At 41.6% G+C, this 22,967-nt stretch carries 16 protein-coding genes; 5 read left to right on the forward strand and 11 right to left on the reverse strand.

The genetic code is table 11. The features are described from left to right. Positions 1–105 precede the first annotated feature (105 nt). The 5 genes from DP114_RS29675 to DP114_RS29695 all read right to left on the reverse strand — a co-directional run bounded on the left by DP114_RS29675 (position 106) and on the right by DP114_RS29695 (position 6,879). On the reverse strand, positions 106–1,434 hold the full coding sequence (locus DP114_RS29675) for a YcjF family protein (protein WP_171977828.1): 1,329 nt from the start codon (positions 1,432–1,434) through the stop codon (positions 106–108). 132 nt (positions 1,435–1,566) lie between these two features. After that, positions 1,567–3,063, reverse strand: coding sequence for a hypothetical protein (locus DP114_RS29680; RefSeq protein ID WP_171977829.1), 1,497 nt, complete (start codon positions 3,061–3,063; stop codon positions 1,567–1,569). Further along, positions 3,060–3,404, reverse strand: a complete 345-nt coding sequence (locus DP114_RS29685) for a hypothetical protein (protein WP_171977830.1) — start codon at positions 3,402–3,404, stop codon at positions 3,060–3,062. Before DP114_RS29685 ends, DP114_RS29680 begins: the two co-directional genes overlap by 4 nt. Positions 3,405–3,595: 191 nt before the next feature. Continuing rightward, complete coding sequence (locus DP114_RS29690) at positions 3,596–6,715, reverse strand: CHAT domain-containing protein (protein ID WP_172195337.1); 3,120 nt, start codon at positions 6,713–6,715, stop codon at positions 3,596–3,598. Next, positions 6,712–6,879 carry a hypothetical protein gene (locus DP114_RS29695; protein ID WP_171977831.1) on the reverse strand — a complete coding sequence of 56 codons (168 nt, stop codon included), beginning with the start codon at positions 6,877–6,879 and terminating at the stop codon, positions 6,712–6,714. The genes DP114_RS29690 and DP114_RS29695 overlap by 4 nt, the downstream gene beginning before the upstream one ends. A gap of 712 nt (positions 6,880–7,591) precedes the next feature. On the opposite strand from DP114_RS29695, the gene psb35 reads away from it, so the two are divergent. After that, positions 7,592–7,825: a photosystem II assembly protein Psb35 gene (gene psb35, locus DP114_RS29700; protein WP_169267347.1), complete on the forward strand. Its 234-nt coding sequence runs from the start codon at positions 7,592–7,594 to the stop codon at positions 7,823–7,825. A 73-nt stretch (positions 7,826–7,898) separates the two neighbouring features. Here psb35 and DP114_RS29705 read toward each other — a convergent pair whose 3' ends face one another. The 4 genes from DP114_RS29705 to DP114_RS29720 all read right to left on the reverse strand — a co-directional run bounded on the left by DP114_RS29705 (position 7,899) and on the right by DP114_RS29720 (position 14,093). Continuing rightward, positions 7,899–8,321 (reverse strand): tellurite resistance TerB family protein, encoded by a 423-nt coding sequence (locus DP114_RS29705; protein ID WP_169267346.1) that lies wholly within the window; start codon positions 8,319–8,321, stop codon positions 7,899–7,901. 90 nt (positions 8,322–8,411) lie between these two features. Continuing rightward, entirely contained in the window at positions 8,412–9,767 is a 1,356-nt protein-coding gene (locus DP114_RS29710; RefSeq protein ID WP_171977832.1) for a 16S rRNA (cytosine(967)-C(5))-methyltransferase, read from the reverse strand. A gap of 151 nt (positions 9,768–9,918) precedes the next feature. Beyond that, a complete protein-coding gene (locus tag DP114_RS29715; protein ID WP_171977833.1) occupies positions 9,919–11,367 on the reverse strand; it encodes a glycoside hydrolase 100 family protein in 1,449 nt (482 codons plus the stop codon). 1,772 nt (positions 11,368–13,139) lie between these two features. Continuing rightward, a complete protein-coding gene (locus tag DP114_RS29720) occupies positions 13,140–14,093 on the reverse strand; it encodes a hypothetical protein (protein ID WP_169267343.1) in 954 nt (317 codons plus the stop codon). A 127-nt stretch (positions 14,094–14,220) separates the two neighbouring features. Here DP114_RS29720 and DP114_RS29725 point away from each other — a divergent pair, with 127 nt between their 5' ends. The 3 genes from DP114_RS29725 (at position 14,221) to DP114_RS29735 (ending at position 17,341) form a co-directional block, all read left to right on the forward strand. Next, a complete protein-coding gene (locus DP114_RS29725) occupies positions 14,221–15,135 on the forward strand; it encodes a metallophosphoesterase family protein (RefSeq protein ID WP_171977834.1) in 915 nt (304 codons plus the stop codon). 158 nt (positions 15,136–15,293) lie between these two features. Continuing rightward, the gene (locus DP114_RS29730) at positions 15,294–16,700 is read left to right on the forward strand and encodes an AAA family ATPase (protein ID WP_171977835.1); all 1,407 of its coding nucleotides are present in this window, start codon (positions 15,294–15,296) and stop codon (positions 16,698–16,700) included. Continuing rightward, positions 16,697–17,341, forward strand: coding sequence for a retron system putative HNH endonuclease (locus DP114_RS29735; RefSeq protein ID WP_171977836.1), 645 nt, complete (start codon positions 16,697–16,699; stop codon positions 17,339–17,341). Before DP114_RS29730 ends, DP114_RS29735 begins: the two co-directional genes overlap by 4 nt. A gap of 189 nt (positions 17,342–17,530) precedes the next feature. On the opposite strand, the gene DP114_RS29740 is transcribed toward DP114_RS29735, so the two are convergent. Further along, entirely contained in the window at positions 17,531–19,903 is a 2,373-nt protein-coding gene (locus DP114_RS29740; RefSeq protein ID WP_172195339.1) for an NACHT domain-containing protein, read from the reverse strand. Positions 19,904–20,031: 128 nt separating this feature from the next. On the opposite strand from DP114_RS29740, the gene DP114_RS29745 reads away from it, so the two are divergent. Continuing rightward, a complete protein-coding gene (locus DP114_RS29745) occupies positions 20,032–20,340 on the forward strand; it encodes a hypothetical protein (RefSeq protein ID WP_169267338.1) in 309 nt (102 codons plus the stop codon). Positions 20,341–20,653: 313 nt separating this feature from the next. Here DP114_RS29745 and DP114_RS29750 read toward each other — a convergent pair whose 3' ends face one another. Next, positions 20,654–22,837, reverse strand: a complete 2,184-nt coding sequence (locus DP114_RS29750; RefSeq protein WP_171977837.1) for an alkaline phosphatase family protein — start codon at positions 22,835–22,837, stop codon at positions 20,654–20,656. Positions 22,838–22,967: the final 130 nt, after the last annotated feature.

Here is a 22,967-nt window from a genome sequence, read left to right on the forward strand (position 1 = left end):
AAACAGTGAACAGTGAGCAGTAAACAGTGAATAGTAAACAGTGAACAAGGGGTGGACGAGTCCGTTTCCTACCTGATAACTGATAACTGTTTTTCAGATATCCTTTCAACGCTTAATTCCCTTAAACCGTTCTTTTGCAACCTGGAACGAATCTTGCATCACAGATTGAATTTTCTTGGGATCTGGTTTCTTCCCACCCATTAAATCACCAAAGTAAACGCAAGCTGCTTCTCCAAGTGACCAAGTGTAAGCAGCTGCCCAAGAAGCAGCTATTACGCTGCCAAAACCTGGTACGAATTTGATTAATTCACGTGCGATCGCTCGTGCTAAGAAACCACTGGCGATCGCACTCACAACTCCCCCAGCTTGCGATGGCGTCAGCGTCTGTCCATACAATTTTCCTAGCAGCCCCACCATCGAGACTTGCAAGGCTGTGAGTGCTGGCATCGTTGCAAAGGGTAGCGGCACCGCTGAGATGGTAGCTGATATAATCGCAAATACTAAAACGTAACGCCGTGCAACATCGCGGTAAAGATTACCAAGTTGTTTGCCAGTTCCTTCATCTAATAACTGGTGTATTGTTCGGGCTTCTGCTTCTGGTAGTAAATCTGCTAAGGTATCTCTCAACGCCTCTAAGCCATAAAACACGGGGGTGTAACCGTCTTCTTCCAGGGTGAAGTCAATCAGGACAGCGCGATCGCATAATTTCCCAAAAGCTTGCTGCATTGCAGTGAATGCCCGGTTAACCTCTTCAAAATCTGGTGGATATGCTGGATGATCATCTGTACCAGGAGGATAAACCTCATGCAAGCAAGTCACCGCTAGTAGACAGGGAATATCTGGATACTTGTGACGCAATTGTTGAGTAATTTGTCGCAACGTATCAGTTGCAAAATCATTGATCTTAACCGTGAGAATCAAGATTTTGGCGCGACGACTCTCTTGTTGTAAATCTCCAACCAATTCCTGAACAATGACTTCAGTATCCTGGTTTACATCTCCCAGCCCGACGGTATCTGTAAAAATAAGTAGTGGCAAGTCAGCCGAAGGGTAGGCGTAACGCTCGGTGTGTTGTGTGTGTGGACGAAATCCTTGACCGACAATCTCCGCTGAAACTCCCGTCAGTCCTCGCACAATCGAACTTTTTCCTGCTTGCGGCTTACCAATAAAAAGGGCTTCAGTGGTTGGCAATTCTGCTCGAATTGTCTCCAGAATCTCTGCAACCTGGGCTTCACTAACGCTAAACCACCCAACAACCGTCTGTGATATTTTATCTACGGGTAGTCGTTTCATCAAGCGTGCTGTTGTCTGGTTCCAAACACCTGAAATCTGGTTTGTTAATGAACCATCAACTGGCTTTGTTGTCAAATCAGTTGGTTCACTTGATTGTTGAGAATCGGTGGATGGTAAATCAGGATCACGTTGTTCAGTCATTTGCATCAAAACGGCAGCACGCCCTGAAGAACTTTATTATTTGCCAGTATCAAGATTTAGGATAGCAAACAGTGAACATGATATGCCTCCTTCTTTCCTGTTGCTTTTTTCCTATTCCCTATTCCTTGTTGCCTATTTCTTGTTCCCTGTTCCCTGTTCCCTGTTCCCTGTTCCCTTTTTATAAGACTGCCAAATTTTATCTCCTCCCCAAATCAAGATTCCTACAACAACTCCGAAAAGGAGACTGTAACAAATGGATAAGGTGAAGCGATGAGGATGAGCTGTGGAAAAGGGAGGTAACACGGGGTCTTCTTTTGTGACGAGGGCGTAACTAGATGCCATAATTCCAGCAGAACCGATCGCACTACCTACGGCGAGAATCGTGATTTCGAGATTGCGATCGCTCTTTTCTTTCTTCTCCTCGGCAATGCGATCGCTCTTCGCCCTATCTATCGCCACACGCCCCCGGATTGAAGCTATAGCCTTATCCAGCAAGCTTGAACCATGATGAAAATATCCCAAGTCTGCTTTTATCTGTTCCTGAAAATAAGCACAGTTTTCCAGGCTAAATTTTTCTAAAAAACTAATATCTTCATCTTTAATCATACCACGAATTTGTTCCAATCTATCAGCATAATCTAGAGAATTTATCGCAATTGTATTTTGGTATGCTTCGAGATATCGCAGCAGATTGGCATAGTCTAAAGCAGTTTTGGGAAGTGTTTTTAATTTCTCGCTTAATTGGTCTAATTCGCATTCTGTTAATTGCTGATTGCCAAACTTTTCTAATGTTTTAATTTCTTCTTCTATTTTGCTATATTCTTGATTGGTGTCCTGATAAACCTGACGGCTTTGTCGAAAAGCTTCTACGACTTTGGCGCGAAAGAAAAATAAATCAAATAATTGCTCTTGATAAAAACCAAATTTCTCTTCCGCTTCTGGATGGCTGAAAAACCAAACTAAAATATGACGGTAATTGCTCAATTGACTAAAAAGTCCATATTCAAAAATGGGGCTACCAAAAAGAGTGTCGGAACGAGCAAATGGAGGTATGATATAGCTTTGAGGGAATAAAGCTTTGAGACATTCATCAGCAAGATTTTTCAAAGCTTTGTGATTTTGAGGATCTTGTTCTGATGACAACCAAGCAGTAATGATGAGAGTTTCACCAAGAAAGTTCTTATTACCATTTAAGAGCAAACAATTCTCTGGGTTGAGTTGACGCAGAAGCTGAATATCGACATCCTCAGTTCTTTGACCATTTTCTTCTTGAGGACGGCGCAGGTTTAACCACAGTCCGTAACTATCATAAAGTCTTAGCGGATAGGCAAATCCGTGGATAGATATTTTGGATGAATTATTGGATGAATTATTGGATGAATTATCGAAAGTCACCGCGCCTTCAACAGGGGCAACTTCTGTTTGTTCATCGGCTTTGATGAGAGAGACAGTCGGGTTATCTGGCTCCTTTTCTAAATCCAGCAATTGCATCAAGTTGAATTTTTCATGCAGGATTTTGTGGATGATTTCATCACAAGTTTTCCAAAGCCAATCTTTCTCCTTTTCTTCTGCTTTTTGCAGAACAAAGGCAAATAAATGGACATTGGGAGCATAAACTTTAGGACTCATTTTTTGGGAGGTTCTGGCTGTGGATTTTTTTGCCGCTCATCAATGATTTTCTGATAATCTGGGAACTGATTGATTAAAGTTCCTTCTTGGTTTGCCGGATTCCGCTTTTTGATAGTGATTTCTCTGGCAGCAAATCGGACAGCATCTGCGACATCTGGATGTTCTCTACACCAAGCGGTAATTGCATCAGCGGCTGTTGAGAGTGGTTGATTTTCTAATTCTGCCAGGGTTTGCTTGATTGTCAACAAATCTTCGCGGCTTTTTTCATCAAAGACAAATTCTTGTTGTTCTACGACTTGCAAAAAAGCTTCAATGATGAAATCTGGTTGATTAGCTTCCATAGGTGATATCTCCAATATTGTTGTGAGAGAATGCGTTAGAATCCTTGCCCGCCCAGAGTTCAAACTCTGGGCTGATAGCCAAAGTCCACTCAAGTGGACTAAGATCTCTGGTTGATAGGCTTTGAGTCCTCTAAAGAGGACTTTTGCTTTGAGCCTGAGATTTTAATCTCAGGCGGATATGGACGATAGAATTAACACCCAATCGCGCAGAAACCAGCCCAAGACTCCGGTTTGCAAAAGGGTTTGCGCTCAGGCTGATACCATTCTTGTAGATACTGCAAAATTGTGTGCTTGTGTTGTTCATTGATTTTTGAGTGCTTTTGAGTCCATTGTATGATTTCGGCTTGAGTTGAGTCGCGTAACCAGCACTGCGCCTCACAAAGTGCTTGAGCAATTGGCAGGGAGTCCTGATTGTCGTAAAATCGAATCATTAATAAGGTAGTTGCTAAGTCATCCACCGACCACAAACTGCTGACTATACTAGAACTGCCTGCTTTAAGAAAACCACTCGGTAAACCGATATACTCATCGCTGGTGCTGTTGGGACTTGTTAGCCCAGTTTCACAAGCAGACAGAGTGACGAGGCGACATTCTGGTAAACTGAGATTAAAGATGTCAGGTAGAGTCAAGCATTTTTCTAAATCAATGGCATTACCATTTGCTAATTTGCGATAGCGTTGATTAGAGTTAATAGTAGAGTCACCAGAATCAGCATCGGCGGGAATGACAGAGACGCAACCTGCTAAAGCTATCGCCGAATCCACAGGCGAATTGATATCAAAGTAGCCATGACAAGAAAAGTGAACAACTTGGGCGTGAGAGAAACTCTCTGCTTGCAATAAAGCTTGTTTCGTAGCGTTGCTTTTTTCTATAACAGTGGTTGGCTGGAAGTCATGCGAAATTGTTTTGACTTCTATATTGGTATAAATCAGGTTCTCGTTGGGATCTTGGATGGCGAATAAAGAACGTGACTCCTCACCTGGAAACCTCACCCTGCCCTGTCGGGCATCCCTCTCGTTACCAAGCAGAGGGAACCTCACCCTGCCCTGTCGGGCATCCCTCTCCTTATTAAGGAGAGGGAAAGATTTTCGCGTAGGTAAAAGCGAGGGGTTCCCAGATGTGGCTAATTTCAACAACTGACAACTAGGCGCATATCTCACCCCACCAGAAAAGTTATCCAAAAGATAACTCTCCCCTTCTCCCGAAATGGGTAAAGCATGAAGCGGTAACAAATGCAGGTAGCGATGAGGTACAAGAATTAAAGCTTGGCAAGAAGATGGTATCAGGTTGAGAATATCATTAATATGTAGAATCTCAGCTAACTTGCTCAGTTTGGTAGCGAGTTGATATCGCCAGAGTGGTTTCTTTGTAGTGTAAGTTTTTAAATACTCATCTTTCCAATTCTGTAAATCTTCTAAATCTTGCAGTGAAGATTGCCAAATTATCGGCTGTTGATTGTTGCGGGTGATGATAAAAACGCGAAAGCAATCATCAAAAATATACCATTGCAAAATAGCAGTGCGCTCATCCACAAGTTCTTGAATTTGGGCAAAGCGGATGTGTTTCAAGGGGATGACTTGCCCGATCAACTCTTCTCGTTGTTGACGGAGTTCGTTGAGGTGTGTTGTATCTGGGTTTTCTACTGTTTCTAGACGACGCTTTTCTTCAGCAATTTTTTGATCGAGTTCTTGCAATGGCTGAGAACGCTTTTGACTTGCTATCACTTCCACCAAGTTACGCGTTTTGCTACGCTCAATATATTCCACTGCCTGATCGTCGTATCCTAATTCCAGGCACACTTCCACCATGCGGCGATAAAGCGAGTTCCATTCTTCCGCGTGTTTTTGTTTGATTTCATCACCAGAGACAATTTCACCCCGCAGAAATTCTACAGCGTCGATGGCAGATTGAAAAATGTTGTAAGCATCCGCAAACCGTTCAGCATCAATGTAAGCTAAACCGAAATTAAACGCAGTATCAGCATGGTTTTGGGGAAAGCTTTCGCGGGTTCTTACTTCCAAAGCAGCAGAGTAAGAAGCGATCGCACTCTCAAGATTCTCTGCTTTCTCCCCGCGTATTCTGTCAGAGTAAGCAGTCGCGAGATTATTTTGCGTCATCGCCCATTGTTGGGGAAAGCTTTCGCGGGTTCTTACTTCCAAAGCAGCAGAGTAAGAAGCGATCGCACTCTCAAGATTCTCTGCTTTCTCCCCGCGTATTCTGTCAGAGTAAGCAGTCGCGAGATTATTTTGCGTCATCGCCCATTGTTGGGGAAAGCTTTCGCGGGTTCTTACTTCCAAAGCAGCAGAGTAAGAAGCGATCGCACTCTCAAGATTCTCTGCTTTCTCCCCGCGTATTCTGTCAGAGTAAGCAGTCGCGAGATTATTTTGCGTCATCGCCCATTGTTGGGGAAAGCTTTCGCGGGTTCTTACTTCCAAAGCAGCAGAGTAAGAAGCGATCGCACTCTCAAGATTCTCTGCTTTCTCCCCGCGTATTCTGTCAGAGTAAGCAGTCGCGAGATTATTTTGCGTCATCGCCCATTGTTGGGGAAAGCTTTCGCGGGTTCTTACTTCCAAAGCAGCAGAGTAAGAAGCGATCGCACTCTCAAGATTCTCTGCTTTCTCCCCGCGTATTCTGTCAGAGTAAGCAGTCGCGAGATTATTTTGCGTCATCGCCCATTGTTGGGGAAAGCTTTCGCGGGTTCTTACTTCCAAAGCTGCAGTGTAAGAAGCGATCGCACGTTCGAGATTCTCTGCTTTCTCCCCGTGTATTCTGTTACGGTAAGCAGCCGCGAGATTATTTTGCGTCGTCGCCCAATCTTGGGGAAAGCTTTGGCGGGTGAACACGGTTGACACAACTTCATAACCAGCGATTGCAATTTCCATGTTGCTGGCTTTGTCACCCAAGGGGAATTCCTGAATTCGATTACTAAAATTGAAAATATCTACAGCGAAGGATTGTGCTTCATCTGTCTCAACTTCCGCCAGCTTATTTGTCATCCAACGCCGCAAGACTTCCGCTAAATTCAGATTGAGATATTGTGTGTTTTCTACCAGCAACGGGTAAACTACCTGCGCGTCACCTTCGCTTTCTGCTGTTACTCGCAGTACCTCCTCCAAAAATTGGAAATATTCCTGTAACTCCTCTTCACCCAGAGATTGCAAACCTCGCTTCCATTCCTCCTCCTGCTTTTTGAGAGGCTTTGAATTCTCCCCCTTCCCTACTAGGGAAAAGGGTTGGGGGGTTAGGTTCAACGCTTCCCTCAACTGAATCGCCACATTTCTCAACCAATTTCCTATTCTCCACATTTTCATACCCCCTGTGGTGAGAAATTCTCCGCCACAGCTTCCAGCATCCCCAAGAATTCAGCATCAACTAAATCTTGGTTCGCCTCTAAAATCTCTGCTTCTTCCTCACTTGGGCAATTCAGTAGTTTTTCAATCAGGTTGAGATAAGCTTGCTGGCGCTGTTCGTTCATGGATAGGCGCGAATGTTTTATCTAACTATATATATAAGATATATAAGATGCTTCAATTGCATTGCCCGTGATTACGGAAACACTGGGAGATTGCCGAGTCTCGTATTTATGACTTTGTTGTGAAACTCTCAGAACTCCGACGAGTTCCCTTTAGTCTTTTTCATTATACTTTTTACGACCAGTTGCCTTTACGAGCTATTGCATAATTGTGAGGAGGGGTCTATCTGCGCACAGCTTTTCCATTATTTATATAGTAGCACAAAAACCTGTTTCTTTGTCAAAAAGAAATTGTTAAGCAGGACTTATATCAACGCCCGATCGCACAAAAACCAGCCCAAGCCTCTAGTTTGCTAAAGGGTTTTTCATGGTGACTGTACCATTTTTTGAGACGCGACGAAATTATCTGCTTGTATTGTTGATTAATTTTTGAGTCGTTTTGAGTCCATTCTATGGTTTAGGCTTGGGTAGAGTCGCGTAATCAGCACTGCGCCTGACAAAGTGCTGATTGTCGTAAAATCGAATCATCAATTAACTCGACGGGAACCAAAACTAAAGGTGAGACTTACGCACTGGTGAGGAAAATTGTTCTGTGACTTGAAAAACGCCGATCTGCCTAACTTCCCTACTGCTGTTCTCCCCTGCGGTGGATGTTAATGATACGTTCTTTCTATAGGGTCTAATGTAAGTTGCCTACTGTAGAGGGGTTATATTTATGTATTTTTTGATGGAAGCAGCAGCGCAAGCAGTCAAAGAGCCATACCAGTTTCCTTTTGCTTTCACCGCTGTGTATGTGATTGGCTTTATTGCTGCTGTCAGCATTGGCTCAATTGCTTGGTTCAACTCTAAACGTCCTGTAGGTTGGGAAGACAAAGAGCGTCCTGATGTTGTACCTAAAGTTGATACAGACTCAACTCCAGGACTGGGTGAGCCGAAAGGTGAGAAATAGCCAACTCCCTAATCAAGTCAGCCGAAGTCCTAGATAGTTTTGAGTTGGTGAGTTATTGATTTGGATTTTGGTTTTACTTTTGAACTTCAACCCAACGACGGTAAAGCTTCTGAATTTGTTTAAGAACAGCATTATGCCGAGGTTGGGTTGAATCACCTGTGCCTGATAATTGTTGTAATTTGGTGAGGAGTCTTGCTTCTTCTGTCGCCACCTCACCATCACTGTAAATTAAGCCACTGATAGCTTCAATTAGATTTTGGCACTCTTGTGCACTAGGGCGATCGCCTAAATATTCCTTCACCCACTTGTCAAACTCTTCTGGCTTTACAGCAACTAGCTCATTTAGCAAAGGCTGAATTTCCGGTTCGTTAGCCATACCCTTTTCTTGAGCTATTTTGCGAAGATATTCTCTCTCTTCTGGCTGAATTCTGCCATCAATCCAAGCGGCTCCAATCAGGATTTTCACCAAGTTTTTCACACTGGAATTTTTAACCATGATTTTTCTTAAGGTATTAGGACTTGGGAATATGTCTTGTTACTTATTTTCCTTATTATCCATACCCTTTCACCCAAAAATCTAATAATTTTAATTCTTTTTCCTTAAGCGCACCATAAAAAAGCCATCCATGTCCTGTTGATGAGGCAATACTTTGATCCAGCCTTGTGGAGTAGAGTATGTACTAGCGGGAGAATCAGCACTAGGAGGCTCTATTTCCCAATTTGGATTCTCAGCAAGAAAAGACGAAACGACTTCTTCATTTTCTTTGGGATGCAGTGTACAGGTGGAATAAACAAGGACACCATCTTTCTTGACAAAAGTCGATGTATGTGAAACAAGTTGCTTTTGAAGCACCGAGAGTTCTTCTACAGTTTCTGGTGTCTGTCGCCAACGAGCATCAGCATGACGGTGCAAGGTTCCTAACCCAGAACATGGTGCATCCAGTAGGACACGGTGAGCAGTGTTTTGAAACTGGGGCATATTACGACTGTCACCAGTACACATTTCAATAGATTTTAACTTCAGTCGTTGAGCGTTTTGTTGAAGTTTTTTTAGACGAGAGGGAGTGCGATCGCAACCAAAAATCTTGCCCTCATCCTTCATCAACTCTGCAATGTGAGTTGTTTTACCCCCTGGTGCAGCACAAGCATCAATTACCACCTCACCTGGTTGAGGGTCGAGTAAATGACTAACCAATTGAGCGCTACTATCTTGTACAGTCCACCAACCCTCGTTATAACCGGGTAGATTTTGAATTGGACCAGCGTTACTCATCAATCGTAAAGCTTGGGGTAGGTGGGGAATCCGTTGAGACGCCACACCAGCAGATGTCAACGCCGCTTCCACTTCTTCTAGGGAAGTGCAAAGGAGGTTGATTCGCAAGTCAATGGCTGGAGTTTTATTCATCCATAAGCAGAGTTGTTCGGTTTGTTCTAAACCGAATTGTTCCAGCCAAACTTGAATCATCCAGTTGGGAAAGCTGTATAAAATACCTAAGCGTTCTGTCAGGTCAGAAGATTGAACACAGACTTTATCTCCTTTGTTTTCTAAACGGATATATTGTCGCAATAAACCGTTCACAAAACCCGTTAGTCCAGAAAAGCCATTCTCTTTGGCGAGTTGGACAGTCGTATTCACCGCCGCACTTTCAGGAATTCGTTCTTGAAAGCATAATTGGTATAAGCCTAAATGTAGAATAGTGCGGAGGTCTTTTGGTTGTTGGTGGGATTTCTTTTTCCCTAATTGGTCGATAAAAGCATCAAGAGTACGCTGTCTTCTGGTACAGCCATAAACTAATTGTGTGACGAGACGTCGGTCAGTATCTGGTAGATTTGCTTTTGTAAGCACTCTGTCTAGGGCGATGTCAGTATAAGCCCCCTTGTGAACGTCTCGCAAGGCAATAAAAGCTAGTTGACGGGGGGATGTGAGCGATTCAAAATTCACGCATTCAAAATTCAAAATTGGACAAGCTGATGGTAGCAAGTCTGTTAGCAGTTTTGACGATATTGGTGAAATACGTTGAAGTCATGAGGTGCGTCTGCATGAGCATAACGCACCCTAGTGTGAGAAAAAACTTTAAGTTATGTTACACAACTTAACCAAAATATAGAGTGTTAGTCTCAACGATTTCAAACTCACAAGCCCGAGAAGCAGGTTCTACACTAAATGATCCAAAACTGACCAAAGGTAAAAATCTAGGGTTGCGTAATAGTTCTTTTGCTAATAAGAATCCAGCAATTGTCCAAGTTTGATATTTTCTGGCTTGTTTGCCAGTGAGTCGCCCCTTCTTACCATCGTAATACTCTGGCCATTCATCTTCATGTAAGCGTGTTTCTGCAATTTCAACAGCCCTGTGTGCAAGATCTATTCTATTTGTTTTCACAGCAGCTGCGGATAATAACCACAGTAAAACAGGCCAACTTCCACCATTATGATATGACCAGGGTATGTTTTTGGGGTCACATCCAGTGACAATCTTATATTCTTCGTTTTCCAAAGCTGGGAAACAAATTTTCATGGGCATATCTCCCACCAAATCCTCCCATCTTTCTTCGATGAGATTCATAATTGCTTGTGATTGATCTTCACTAGTAAGGTCTGAGACAATAGCCATCATGTTTGCTAAAGCAAAGAAGCGAGTATCTAGCTGCGAAGGTCCTACATTACCAACTAGATAACCCCCTTTTCTTGGCAGCCACTTGTCTAATTCATAATAAGGTAGTGAATCTGCATATACGTTGAAGGGATTAGCCGCTGCTTTGCCATACTCTTCACTCTTGAAACGATAAATCTTATTTAAACGATGAAGATCCATCCAATAATGCTGGCGAATATGAGTCTGTAAAAGCGGTAAGCGATTATCAATAGCTGTAACAATATCTTCATTACCCTGACAAACTAGCAGTTCTCTAGCAGCACGCAATGCAGCAAAAAATAGAGCTTGAATTTCCAATGGATGCCCAAAGATACCCATACGACGGTCAATCATACAAGCACCATCTGGAACCAATAGCGTCGGGTACATATCAAACCGAGTTGCCAAACACAGTTCCATAATTAATCTTAGACCGTGTTGGAAGTCCGGTTGATATGCTAGAGAAAAATCTCTCGTAGCAACCACATAAGCACGTAATAAAAGAACCCACCACAAGCAAGAATCAACAGGTGTGACTCGGGCGATCGCATGTTCACCAAAATCAGGTTCTAAATATTCTTCTTCACCGTCACATACAACTTTAAAGCTAGCTGGCATTAAACCCCGACCTGGCATATAAGCATTCAGCTGTCTTTCTTTTGGCTGTAACCTTAAAGTTTCTTCTAAAAAGTTACGGACAATATCTGTTCTACCCTTGCTCAGAAAAATTAAAGCTGAAGAGACAAAATCTCGGACAAAACATTGGTCATAATTCAGCGCCTCTATTGTTACATCAGAAGCAGCTAGTGTTCCTATAGGACGACCTCTATAGTAGAGAATTGAGTTTTCAATTGCTGTCCACGCGTCTTTTTCTACACTGTTGCTCGATACCAAGTCATTTAACTGCATTTCCTGAACAACTCCATTTTTTTGGTAAACTGTGGTTTCGTTGTAAAAGCACCAATATCTAAGTGTTTGCTGTTATTTTCATTAGAACAATCATATTCTTTGAAATCGTCAATCTAGACTGTTCGACGATACTAACAGCAAAATATCTTGCGCATTATGCTTTTTTGGCTTTGGTTGAGAGTTTTTCTATGGGTGTTAATTCTCTCTTTTTAAAGACTTTATTGTCACTTAAAACAGTTGATGAAAATTTCTTATCTAACTCATTTATGAGCATAATAATAGCGGTTTTTTACTGGGTGTAATATATCAAAGAGTTAATAAACCGCAGGCTTTAGGAGATGCATCCAGATGAAGCACAGCTTCATCTAAATGAGAGCCGCTATATTTATCTGTTTTAAACCCAGAAATATTTGTTCTCCCAAATAATGACAGATTTTGGTTATTGTGTAACATTTTGTTCTATTAAAAGTATAGGATTAAGTCATTTTACTTAAGCACACAAAGATTTGGACTATGAATTAAATGATTCAACCATGCCTGTATGATCAAAAATTATAACAATTTTTCACAATTTGCAATTTTCTTTTAATTTTTTCTACTGATTAACAAAAACCATATAATATACCTCAATTCGCCTTGAATAACAACCTGTTTCAAAGGTAGAATCAGTGAAACCATCCCCACAAAAGTAGAAACACAGTATAACTCTTCCGTTTTGACTGGGAAAAATTCAACAAGACACAAGTAAATACAAAGTGGTTTTTTAAACCACGAAAGTTTTGTGTATTTTTAGAGACGACTCACAAATCTGTGTAATGACTGAGCACTTTTGCTGATAAATCCACTTTTTGTGTCATAGCATTCGGTACTTATCGGTGAAATACTCGATCATTTACTGTTTAGTAAGAAAGAAATTTCCCTCCATGATGTTACTAACTGCTTCTTGCAAAGACAAGAAAGAAATAGCATTTAGCTGTCCGCAAAACTATAACAGGTTGCAGTGAGTGAACATATCGTGAAAGTGTAGGCGACCGTGAAAATACCCTCTGCGTTAGTAACACTTATATACTGCATAGTTAGGATGGTAGTACAAATCCAGCTACTTCCTCTACACGAAAATCCTATTTTATTATGCTGACTCAATATAAATTGTGATTTAAAAGTCCACTTTTAAATCTCCGAGTCTATCATTCCAACTAACCCTCTAACTGTGGGCAAGACTGATCTAATATTGAATGAGATTGTGTACAACTCAATACATATCTCGTCATTGTGTGATACATGAAACAGACAAAATATTAGATGTACCAATACTCTCAAAACTGCAATCTAACAAAATTTTATAATTTTTGCATTAGTGTTTTACTAGAAAGATTTAGAAGAATAATTCTGTGTCTGTATATACATATTAGCTCGATAAATCTATTTTTGATCAGCAAAAATCCGTAAACTCTTTGACATTTGTTGTGAATTTTCTGTAAAGATTAATACTGTTTTTTAGTAATGTTTACTACATATATTTGCTGTCATATATCTTGTTTTTTCTACCTTCATAATCAAGTAGAATAGTAAAAAGAAACCTAACTCTGTAACGATAGTGTGTTATCAATTTCTGATTAGTTTGTTAGAAATTTGAAAATTAATAGTTTCGACAACTCCAGAATTTAATGTTTTTTTTATAAATCAGTTTCAACGAGGCTGTTTCAAAAAATAGTTGTAAACTACTTTAAATAAGTAGTTTGAGTTATTTGATTTTGATGATTTATGTGTTTTCATCGCTGAGGAATGAGTGAAATCCGTCGTTGAAAAACAATCATCTCAGTACCAACAACAGGATTTCGTGCCACCAGCTTACCCCGTGAGTCAAGAATATCTAAATGGATGAAATCCAATTCATTTGAACGTTCTAGCATCTGAGCCAAAAGTTTATTTTGCTGTGATTGTTCTATGTTATACCATTCATCATGAATTGTGATAGCAAGACTACTGGTACGAAAGTTAGCTTTAATTGACTGTATTAAACCCGAGGCAAAGCGATCGCTCACCTCTGCTATTTGATTTTCGATAGCTGCAATCAAGGTTTGCTCTGGTGTCAAAATAATGGTTGGCGTCGGAGTTGGTTCCAGTTCTGGTTCTGGTGGCGGAGTTTCCTCAGCTATTGATGGTGGTGGAGTTTCTGCGGTTGGTGGCGGTGTGATTTCCTCTACTGGTGGTGGCGTTTCTTCGATTGCTGGTGGTGTGGGAAGTGTTTCTACCTCTGGTGCAGTCGTTATCGTTGCGGATGGAGGTGTTTCTACTTCTGGTGGAACACTTGCGACTTCAGTCGGCTTACCACCAAACACTGTAGAAGTTGTCCAAACAAGAATCACTGCAATTCCAGCAATTATTCCGGTTATTGCTGTATCTGACAACTTTGTCGATAAGTTTTCTGGTAAGATTGAGCGAATTTTGCCTAAAACAGCACTCCATGCCAACTGGAGTTTCTGGAAAAAACCAGGGGTTCTCTTATCCCTAATAGAGGGTTGTGTCTCTAATTTGTCTACCGTTGTTTCTAGAACCCCAATTGTCCCTCTCAGAATTCGCAGAGTTATTGCCTTCCAAATTGGCTGGACTCTCTGGTATCGTTTTTGGGGAGGTTGAGATGCTGACTCAACCCTCGGTTGCGGCTGATTCGCTTCGGGTTCAGGGGAAAATGGTGGTTGTGAATTCTGATTATCTTGAGACATGGAACTTTAACCGACAGCTGCGAATCAAAGACAAGAGACTTTATTCTTGCACTGCAGCTTCCTCAGCCTTAATTTATCACTTCATCGCATCGGCTATACTTTACTACTTATTGAATTTAGTAATTTTATGAAGTTCAAACGTCGTCAATTTTTGTTTCTCAGTAGCCTCAGCACCATAGGGTTAGGATTTATAGGTTGTGTCACTCGTCAAGCTGGCAAAACTCCTGGAATTGATGTCTCAAAAGCGGCTACACCCCCTAATCCAGCCAAAAACAATTCCTTACTACGTTTTGTTTCTGTTGCAGATACAGGTACTGGAGATCAAGGACAATATGCTGTAGCTAAAGCAATGACTAACTATCACAGTAAAAATCCCTATGATTTAGTGGTTTTAGCTGGTGATAATATCTACACCAATGGTGAAATGGAAAAAATTGGTGCGGTATTTGAGCGTCCCTATGCACCATTATTAAAGCAAGGTGTTAAATTTCAGGCTGCTCTCGGAAATCACGATATTCGTACCGCAAACGGCGACCTTCAACTAAAGTATCTCAATTTTAATATGAAGGGACGATATTACACATTTCAACGCGATCATGCGCAATTTTTTGTTTTAGATACGAACACCAACGCTGATTGGCAAAAGCAGCTAAAATGGTTGGAGCAAGAATTAAGCACCTCTAAAGCACCTTGGAAAATTGTGTATGGTCATCATCCGGTTTATGCATCGGGTGTGTATGGTAGCAATCCAACATTTATTAAAAACTTTACTCCACTCTTTCAAAAATACGGTGTTCAACTATATATAAATGGTCACGAACATCATTATGAACGCACTCGTTCCATTAATGGAACTACTTATTTAATATGCGGCGGTGGTGCGGGAACTCGTCCTGTAGGTCGTTCTGAATGGACACAATATTCAGCAGAAAAGTTAAGTTTTGCTGCCTATGAGGTTTATGCAGATAGAATAGAAATTAGTGGAATCGGTACTGACAATAGCGTTTTTGATAAAGGTGTTATTCAACTCAAATCAGCTTAATTATTAAATTTCTTGTCTGAGTAATTTTTGGGAATATAAAACTACAGGGATACACAAATAAGTTATCTGTGTATCTCTGTGTAACTCTGCGCTTCAAAATAGTCCCAACCCTAATTTCTACAAAAAATATATTATGCAACCTCAATGAGTAACAACTTATGAAAGTCAAGCGTATAAAAATAAATTCTTTCCGTGGAATCGGTGATTTGACGCTTGATTTGCCGGAAACTGAGCCAGCTGTACTTATTGGTATCAATGGTGTTGGAAAATCTAGTATTTTGGACTGTATTGCTATTCTTTTATCCCAGTTTACCGGGCAAATTCAACATGGTCATTCCACACGTTCATTAAGTGAACAAGATATCACGAATGAAAGCCCAAAAATGGAGATTTCAATAATAATTTCTCCGCAGCCAAAAGAAGAAATTACCTGGTCTTTAAGTGAGGAACGTAAAGAGGGCAAATCGGTTAAAAGTGCGGGTGAAGTCCGATTAGAGGCTATCAAATCTTTGATAGATGGTATTAGTCAGCAACGCATAGAAAAGCTTGGATATGGAGACGAAGTTACAAACGCCTTACAAGCAGCCTCAATAGTGCTCAGTCAGATAAAAGCTGATGAAGTGAGTCAAGACCCTTTAAAAGATTTACAAACACTGGTTGACGACATAAACAATCAGTTAGTAAATAATGATAACGCTAGTATTCCTTTGGCCGTTTATTATCCAGTCAATCGCGCCGTTCTTGATATGCCTTTGGAAATTTCCGAAGAACATTTATTTACCCAAAGAAATGCCTACGACCAAGCACTGACTGGTGGAAGGATTGACTTCAAAAGTTTCTTTGAATGGTTTAGAAACCGCGAAGATTTGGAAAATGAATTGCGACGGGATAATCCGAATCATCGAGATAAGCAGTTAGAAGCAATAAGAGGGGCGGTATCATCTTTACAACCAGATTTCTCAGATTTACGAGTTGAGCGATCGCCCTTACGAATGACTATCAAAAAACAAGGTCAAGAACTCATCGTTAATCAATTATCTGATGGCGAAAAATGCTTGTTAGCAATGGTGGGTGATTTGGCAAGGCGCTTGGCAATTGCCAACCCAAGTTTAGATAATCCACTCGAAGGGGAAGGTATTGTTCTCATTGATGAAATTGAACTACACCTGCACCCCAAATGGCAACGGCAAGTGATTACAGCTTTGATAAGAACATTCCCCAATTGTCAGTTTATTATCACCACCCATTCACCACAAGTGGTGAGTCACGTCAAACCAAACAGCATTTACCTCCTGCAAGCAACACCTGATGGTATCGTTGCTGAACGTCCGGAAAACTCGTTTGGCAGAGATAGCAATCAAATTCTAGAAGATCTCATGGGGGTATCAGAAAGACCTCAAGAAATCAAAGAAAATCTCCAGAATTTGTTTAGATTAATTGACCAGGGACATCTCGATCGCGCTAAGCAATTGCGCCAAAATTTAGCTGATGAAATTGGAGAAGACGATCCGGAATTTGTGAGAGCAGATGTCCTTATTCGACGCAAGGAAATTCTCAATCGATGAAGTATATTCAAAAGAGTAAAGAACCAGATAGCTTAACCAAATGGAAGCAGAAACTGGGTAGCCGAACACCCGACTGGAAATCCTTCCCACAACCAGTGAAAAATGAAGTCTATCACTCACTACTACAAGAGCAAGGTTTCATTTGTTGCTACTGTGGTATGTCTATAGCCAGAAAGCAATGCCATATTGAACATTTTAGACCCAAGAGTGTTTATAAAGATCTAACATTTGAGTACACTAATCTGATAGCTTCATGCCAAGGCGAAGATGAACACAGACCTCGTGTACCAGTGCATTGTGGACACAAAAAACAAGCTTGGTTTGATGAGGAACTGATGATTTCCCCGTTAGATCCAAAATGTGCAGATTACTTTAAGTACTCTGGTTTTGGAGAAATTTTGCCAACAGATGATCACGATAAACAAGCCGCCGCTAAAACCACAATTCAAAAACTAGCACTTAGCATTGATAAGTTGAGAAAGATGAGGCGTGCAGCTATTGATGCTACACTGCTAGCTACTGACGGGTTGACAGCTACAGAAGTACAGCTTCTTGCTCAGGGTTATGAAAAGCCAGATGCAGATGGAAGATACATGCCGTTCTCTGCGGCGATTATGTATATACTCAAGCAATATTTTTGATTAATTGACCAAGAAAGGGGTGTAGGGGTATAGGGGTGTAAGGGTGTAGGGGGGAAAGGGAGAATTTTCGCGCGTGCTACACCCCTACCCCGAAGCCCCCACCAATTACTACCCCTACACCTGTAGGCGCAATTTTTGTTTCTGTGCTACGACAACACCACACAACGCTTTTTCTGCTGTTAGTAAATGTCATTTTTTTACTGGCAATAGCAATGTATCCTCAATCTCCTGCCGCACTTTGCGGCTCACGTAACAATCGCTGTTGAGGCAATCAACTAGTAGCTTATTCGCGTCTAAGTACTGTATCAACAGTTTCTTTTGGGAGTCGCTAAACTGCCAGTCATGACCAATATTGCGATACTCAATCATCACAGTTCTTAACTGTTGAGTCCAAGCTTGACTCTCTGCCTGCCACCAAGATACGTATGCTTCTAAATCGTTCTTGTGTTTGGGGAGTTGGTTTTCGAGTTGTTGAAGCAACTGCTGCAATTTAAGATTACGGTCTCGGGCGAGGTTGAGGGCTTGGGCGAGGTCTCGGGCGAGGTTGAGGGCTCGGGCGAGGTCTCGGACGAGGTTGAGGGCTCGGGCTCGGTTGAGGGCTCGATTGAGGGCTCGGGCTCGGTTGAGGGCGAGGTTGAGGGCGAGGTCGAGGTCGAGGGCGAGGTTGAGGTAGAGGGCAAGGTTGAGGGCTCGGTTGAGGGCTCGGTCTTGGGCTCGCCCTCGACCTCGGGCGAGGTAAACGTAAAAGCTGCGAACAGCTGCTGGTTTATAGGACGTTTCTACAGAACTGGATTTTTGCTCAACCCAAGCGAAGAACTCCTGTAGCTTCTCATCTTTTTCTAAGAGTGCATCAATAGTATTTTTCATTAACTGCAACAAAGCATCTGCACTATCCAGCATCCCTACTGTTAACAAAAAGACTTCCCGCCAACGCTTTTCAGTAAGATGGGTGGTTAAGGCTTGCAATGCTTTATCATTTGTTGCATATGGATTAGCACTAGTCACAAGCTTTCTTGCAGTGAAATACTCGTGAAATGTCAGGTGTGAGAAAGAGTAAATGCTTCTTGCTCGTTCTACAAATAATCCATGCTGAGCTTCAATTGATTTAAGCACTGCTTCACTGTCTAGTTGCAGTGCCTCTGGATTTGTACTAGCATTTGGTAAATTCTGGATGTATTGAGTAATTTCTCTTTCAATTTCTTTTTGTTTGAAGAAGTAGTCACCACGCTTAAAAGTTTCTAAGGCAATTCGACTAAGCAAATCTTCTTTGCGTTTTAGAGATAACTCTTTATACACTTGGTCTCGTTCAATATTTCGTTTCACATCCCACTTTTTGAGCAGTACATCTAAACTCTCTTTATACAATTCGGAGCGATTGGATGGAAAGTTACCCGATTCTTCAAACACTAAACACAACAGTGTTAACAACAATGGATTTGTTGCTAACTCCTGAATTGGCTTATCATCTTTTAACTTCTCAGTAAATCGTTCAGCTTTAATTACATCGTCTTTTGCTTTAAACCATTTCTGAGCAAAGCTGTGAATTTGTTGTTCATCAAAATCTGCAACTTCAACTTCAGTAAACTGCTCAAAAGTGTATTCCCGTGCTGCAATTCGACAACTAATGACAAACTGGTTTTTATGGTATTGAATTGTAAAATCTCGAATATGTGACAAAACCCGTTTATTATCTGCTTCTCTCACCTCATCTAGTCCATCTAGCAATATCAACAGCTTGCCTTGATTGAGCAGTTGTTCCACAGCGGTCAAGTCAACTAACTGATTTGTGTCAGTAGTGGTCCTGTTTAAAAAAGATGCCAAAAATCCTGTTTTGATTTTTGTATTGGGTGCAATTCCTAAGCTTGCAAACAGTTGAATTAAATATTCTAATAAGTTTGGTTGATTAGGTAGTTCAGCAAATTCCTTGAGTGTAATAAACAAAGGAATGTGATTTGCTTGGAACCTACCTTCAATACATTGGAGTGCCAAATATTTGAGAAATGTTGTCTTACCTGCACCTGGTTTACCCAAAATCATTAACTTTGAGTGCTTGTTCACTGCATCTAGATCTGGAACTCTTTTCTCACGCACATCACCCAAACTAAATCGCTCAAAATTCTCAATAGATAAACCTTGGAGAAGTTCAGCTATTTCTAGCCGTCTGCGTCCGGTGATTTTTTCAAGAATGTTGACGCTCGTGTAGATATCATCCAAGCCGATTGGCTGATTCATATCTAGCACTCGCATGGTGCTGCATCGCTTATCAATGCTGTCGCGAATATTTTCTCGTGCTGTCTTCACTAAATCATTAATATCAACAGTCTTACCTGTTTCTTCTTCCCCTGGCTCCAGTTCTGCAATTTCACCCCACTCCAAATTGAGTTCACTGCAAATATTTTGGAACAACTTCTTTTCAACAGGTCGTTTGGCAAAGAAGTTAATCACAACTTGACGAGTACAGTCAGCGCGTCCTGCTAGATGATCCTGCGTCCACCCCTTAAGTTTAAATGCCTCCTCAGCTTTTTTAATTCCTGCTTCTGATGCTCGGAGTGACCTTGCCATAGATTCAATGCAGCTTTTATTTAAATCTTACACAAGTCCAACATCCTTGTCTGACCATAGCATAAGGATTTTAGGGGCACATAGATAAGTAATTGAACAAAAATTTACTACCTTAACCCAGGTGTATTATGTCTTCCCAAGAAGTTAAGAATAAAACCTTTGCTATAAAAGCCCGTATCAAAGGTATCAACCGTCAAATCGCCAAAAAGCAACGAAACTTGCTCCTTCTTTCTGGGGGATTCGGTTCGTTAGGGGTTGTAGCTTTTGGTATAGGTACTTGGCTGTTTTTCCATGCTATTCCAGGGGCTGACATTTTGATTGGCAGTGGAACTACTCTAACGACGCAAGCTTACCAAACGTTCAAAGACATCCAAGACGATCTAGAGAAATTAGAACTAGAACGCTTTGAATTGGAAATTGAACTCAACAACTTCTAAATCTTTGAGTACCAAGTCTAATGACTATGGTTACGTTGTTCGTGCGTAAGTCCTGTGAAAGTCTCAAATAAGAAGGTGGGCAAGAGTGCCCACCCTACACTACGCTGAGTTTGCTTTCTTCACTATGGTCAAAATCCTAAATTACTGAAGTGACTGACTCTGGAAAAGTCGTTAAGCCGACAGTGCGATCGCCAAAGCCAGCAGCATAAAAGTAGCTAGTATTACCTACTTGTTGGTAGTTGAGATAAGTGCTAACACCGCCAGCAGAAGGTAAGAGGGTTTAAAAAGGTTTTTGCGTAAGTCCTATATTTGATTAATTGACGATAGATTTACCTTGTACAGTTGAAGCAGGTTGAACATTCAACAAATGCTCAATTGTAGGCGCGATATCGATGTTGTGAACCTGTTTTAACATGCTGTGTCCAAAATCTGGACCAGCTGCAAAGAAAATCGCACTCATATTCGGCAGATTGGGGTCGTAGCCGTGTGCGCCGTAGAAATTGGGCACAGACAACACCGAACTATTAGAAGGATCATCTCCCAAGCGCTGCACAACTGGCGTTTGAATACCATCGAAGTTGTAGCCCAGTGTTAGTAGAGCAAAAACATCACCTGCATCTTGACCAATCAACTCATTCGTGCTTAAACCAAACGAGGAGTCATTCAGATCTTCAGGGATAGGTCTGGTGTAAACCTTATCAAATATATGGACGCTGTTACCGTAGCTGTAGTTGGGATTGTTATCTACAAAAGATTTGAGTGCATTTGCTACTTGTTGTTGCAAGGTAACGTATTCTTCATGACTAACGATGCCATTAGGTTCCCGTCCCTGTAGGTTGAAGTAGATATTGACCGCAGGACCAGAACTTACGGCTCTTACCTTGTTAGAATCGAAGTTATTGTTTTTGAGAAAGTTATTAATATCAACTGATGTATGGAAAGCAGCAAACCCGTGGTCTGAAACGACGATGATGTTGCTATTAGGTCTGCCTTGGCTATCAGTACCAACGGTATCAATAACACGTTGAATTGCGCGGTCAGCAGCTTGGTAAGCTGCTTTTACATAAGCGTCGTAACGGGCAATCTTCTGTTGATCCTGATTTGCTGCAATAGAGTTGGGGTCGCGAGGGTTAGTTGCTTGACGTGAGTCGGTAAGCAGGAACTGGTGTTCTGATCCATCTGGTTGCTCAATGTAGATCATTGCCAGGTCAACATTGGGATTCTGAGTGATTGCCCGTAAACCAACATTGGTTTGGTAATCAACAAAATTCCGAACCTGGTCCTCGTAGATAGCTTCTAATTCTTCATCAGAAAAATTTTCAAATCCGGGGCTGAGTCGTTCAGTGATGCGGTAGTCTGCCTGATTTCTCCAGAAACCAACATTATTGTTGATATCATCCACATTTGCTAGCACTGCTGCGTTGCGCGGAATGTAATTGGCAGAGTAACGAGCAAAGCGTACAGTAGATAAGTCAGGAGCCAGGGTACTGACGTAAAAAGCCGTTCCTGCTTTGCTGGAGCTACCTTCCAAGTAGAATAGGCTAGACTTTTGCTCACTTGCTCGCACATAAGCCGGTCCAGTGGATGGTAAATTGAAGGCACCCGGCTGAATACCTTGGTTGGCATCAAAGAAGACTAACGTGTCGTAATTAACTTTACGATCCTTAGTTGTGTCGATCGCAACGACTTGGATGTCGTAAGTGACGCCATTAACTGTGAACTTATCAAAGGATTTATTTGTCTTTAATATCCGACTATAAGACACTTTCTCAGCCGCTTTGAGTTGGTTAATCACTGACTTTGGAGCGGGAGAAAAGTCTGTTGCTGTGAGGTTAAAACCTTGCGCCCCAACTCCAGCAAAAGTTCCAAAAGGTACTGTATAGTCTACGGTTCTCTTATTCGCTGGTTGCACAATCGGGCTATTGGGCAATCCTGGTACCGTGATATCTACCCCATCTGCTCCCGGAAATGTGGCAGCAACAACCTTTTTACCGTTTTCTCGCAAGGATAACCAAAGTGGGTTTGCTGTCAACTCTGTGCTTTGGGCAGGTCCATCAATACCTGCTGAGTAGCCGCCGATGGGAGCATTAAAACCATTAATATTGTCTTTGAAAGGACTAGCAACCAGATGAAATGTGTTGGCGTTGATATCGTTCTTTGCTGCAGAAGAACCCGTTGCGATCGCAATATGTCCAGGGGCAGTTAGGGATGGGGTAATCGTGATATTCTGCTGAGCAACAATTCCTTGGCTTTGCAGTAGTCCTAAACCCTGGCTTGAGCTAAGTATTCCGTCAGCAAGGTATTGATTAATCAGTTGTGGTGTTGCACCATCTAGGGAAATCAAAATGACTTTGGGAACTTGAGGTTTGCTCGCAGTCTGACCTTGAGTACCATGTTGGTTCCAGTTTCCCCATACCAGCAGCATCACAAAAAACGATGCAGCGAACAATCGCCAAAAATATTTCTTCGTCCAAGAAGTTCTCGCAAAATTTCTCATACCATTTTGGATTTTAGATTTTATATTTTAGATTAATGATCGCGTTCCTACCTTGGGAACCGCTACCTCCTTTCGAGATCCCATCCAAAGTATTATCTGCCATGTAAATGACTCCGGTACTAAAGTAAAT

It is taken from the genome of Brasilonema sennae CENA114 (assembly GCF_006968745.1).
Lineage (GTDB): Bacteria > Cyanobacteriota > Cyanobacteriia > Cyanobacteriales > Nostocaceae > Brasilonema > Brasilonema sennae.

Coding starts and splice junctions, on each gene's coding strand:
- DP114_RS29675 (WP_171977828.1), bottom strand. CDS start 1,434: ATGACTGAACAACGTGATCCTGATTTACCATCCACCGATTCTCAACAA.
- DP114_RS29680 (WP_171977829.1), bottom strand. CDS start 3,063: ATGAGTCCTAAAGTTTATGCTCCCAATGTCCATTTATTTGCCTTTGTT.
- DP114_RS29685 (WP_171977830.1), bottom strand. CDS start 3,404: ATGGAAGCTAATCAACCAGATTTCATCATTGAAGCTTTTTTGCAAGTC.
- DP114_RS29690 (WP_172195337.1), bottom strand. CDS start 6,715: ATGAAAATGTGGAGAATAGGAAATTGGTTGAGAAATGTGGCGATTCAG.
- DP114_RS29695 (WP_171977831.1), bottom strand. CDS start 6,879: ATGAACGAACAGCGCCAGCAAGCTTATCTCAACCTGATTGAAAAACTA.
- psb35 (WP_169267347.1), top strand. CDS start 7,592: ATGTATTTTTTGATGGAAGCAGCAGCGCAAGCAGTCAAAGAGCCATAC.
- DP114_RS29705 (WP_169267346.1), bottom strand. CDS start 8,321: ATGGTTAAAAATTCCAGTGTGAAAAACTTGGTGAAAATCCTGATTGGA.
- DP114_RS29715 (WP_171977833.1), bottom strand. CDS start 11,367: ATGCAGTTAAATGACTTGGTATCGAGCAACAGTGTAGAAAAAGACGCG.
- DP114_RS29720 (WP_169267343.1), bottom strand. CDS start 14,093: ATGTCTCAAGATAATCAGAATTCACAACCACCATTTTCCCCTGAACCC.
- DP114_RS29725 (WP_171977834.1), top strand. CDS start 14,221: ATGAAGTTCAAACGTCGTCAATTTTTGTTTCTCAGTAGCCTCAGCACC.
- DP114_RS29730 (WP_171977835.1), top strand. CDS start 15,294: ATGAAAGTCAAGCGTATAAAAATAAATTCTTTCCGTGGAATCGGTGAT.
- DP114_RS29735 (WP_171977836.1), top strand. CDS start 16,697: ATGAAGTATATTCAAAAGAGTAAAGAACCAGATAGCTTAACCAAATGG.
- DP114_RS29740 (WP_172195339.1), bottom strand. CDS start 19,903: ATGGCAAGGTCACTCCGAGCATCAGAAGCAGGAATTAAAAAAGCTGAG.
- DP114_RS29745 (WP_169267338.1), top strand. CDS start 20,032: ATGTCTTCCCAAGAAGTTAAGAATAAAACCTTTGCTATAAAAGCCCGT.
- DP114_RS29750 (WP_171977837.1), bottom strand. CDS start 22,837: ATGAGAAATTTTGCGAGAACTTCTTGGACGAAGAAATATTTTTGGCGA.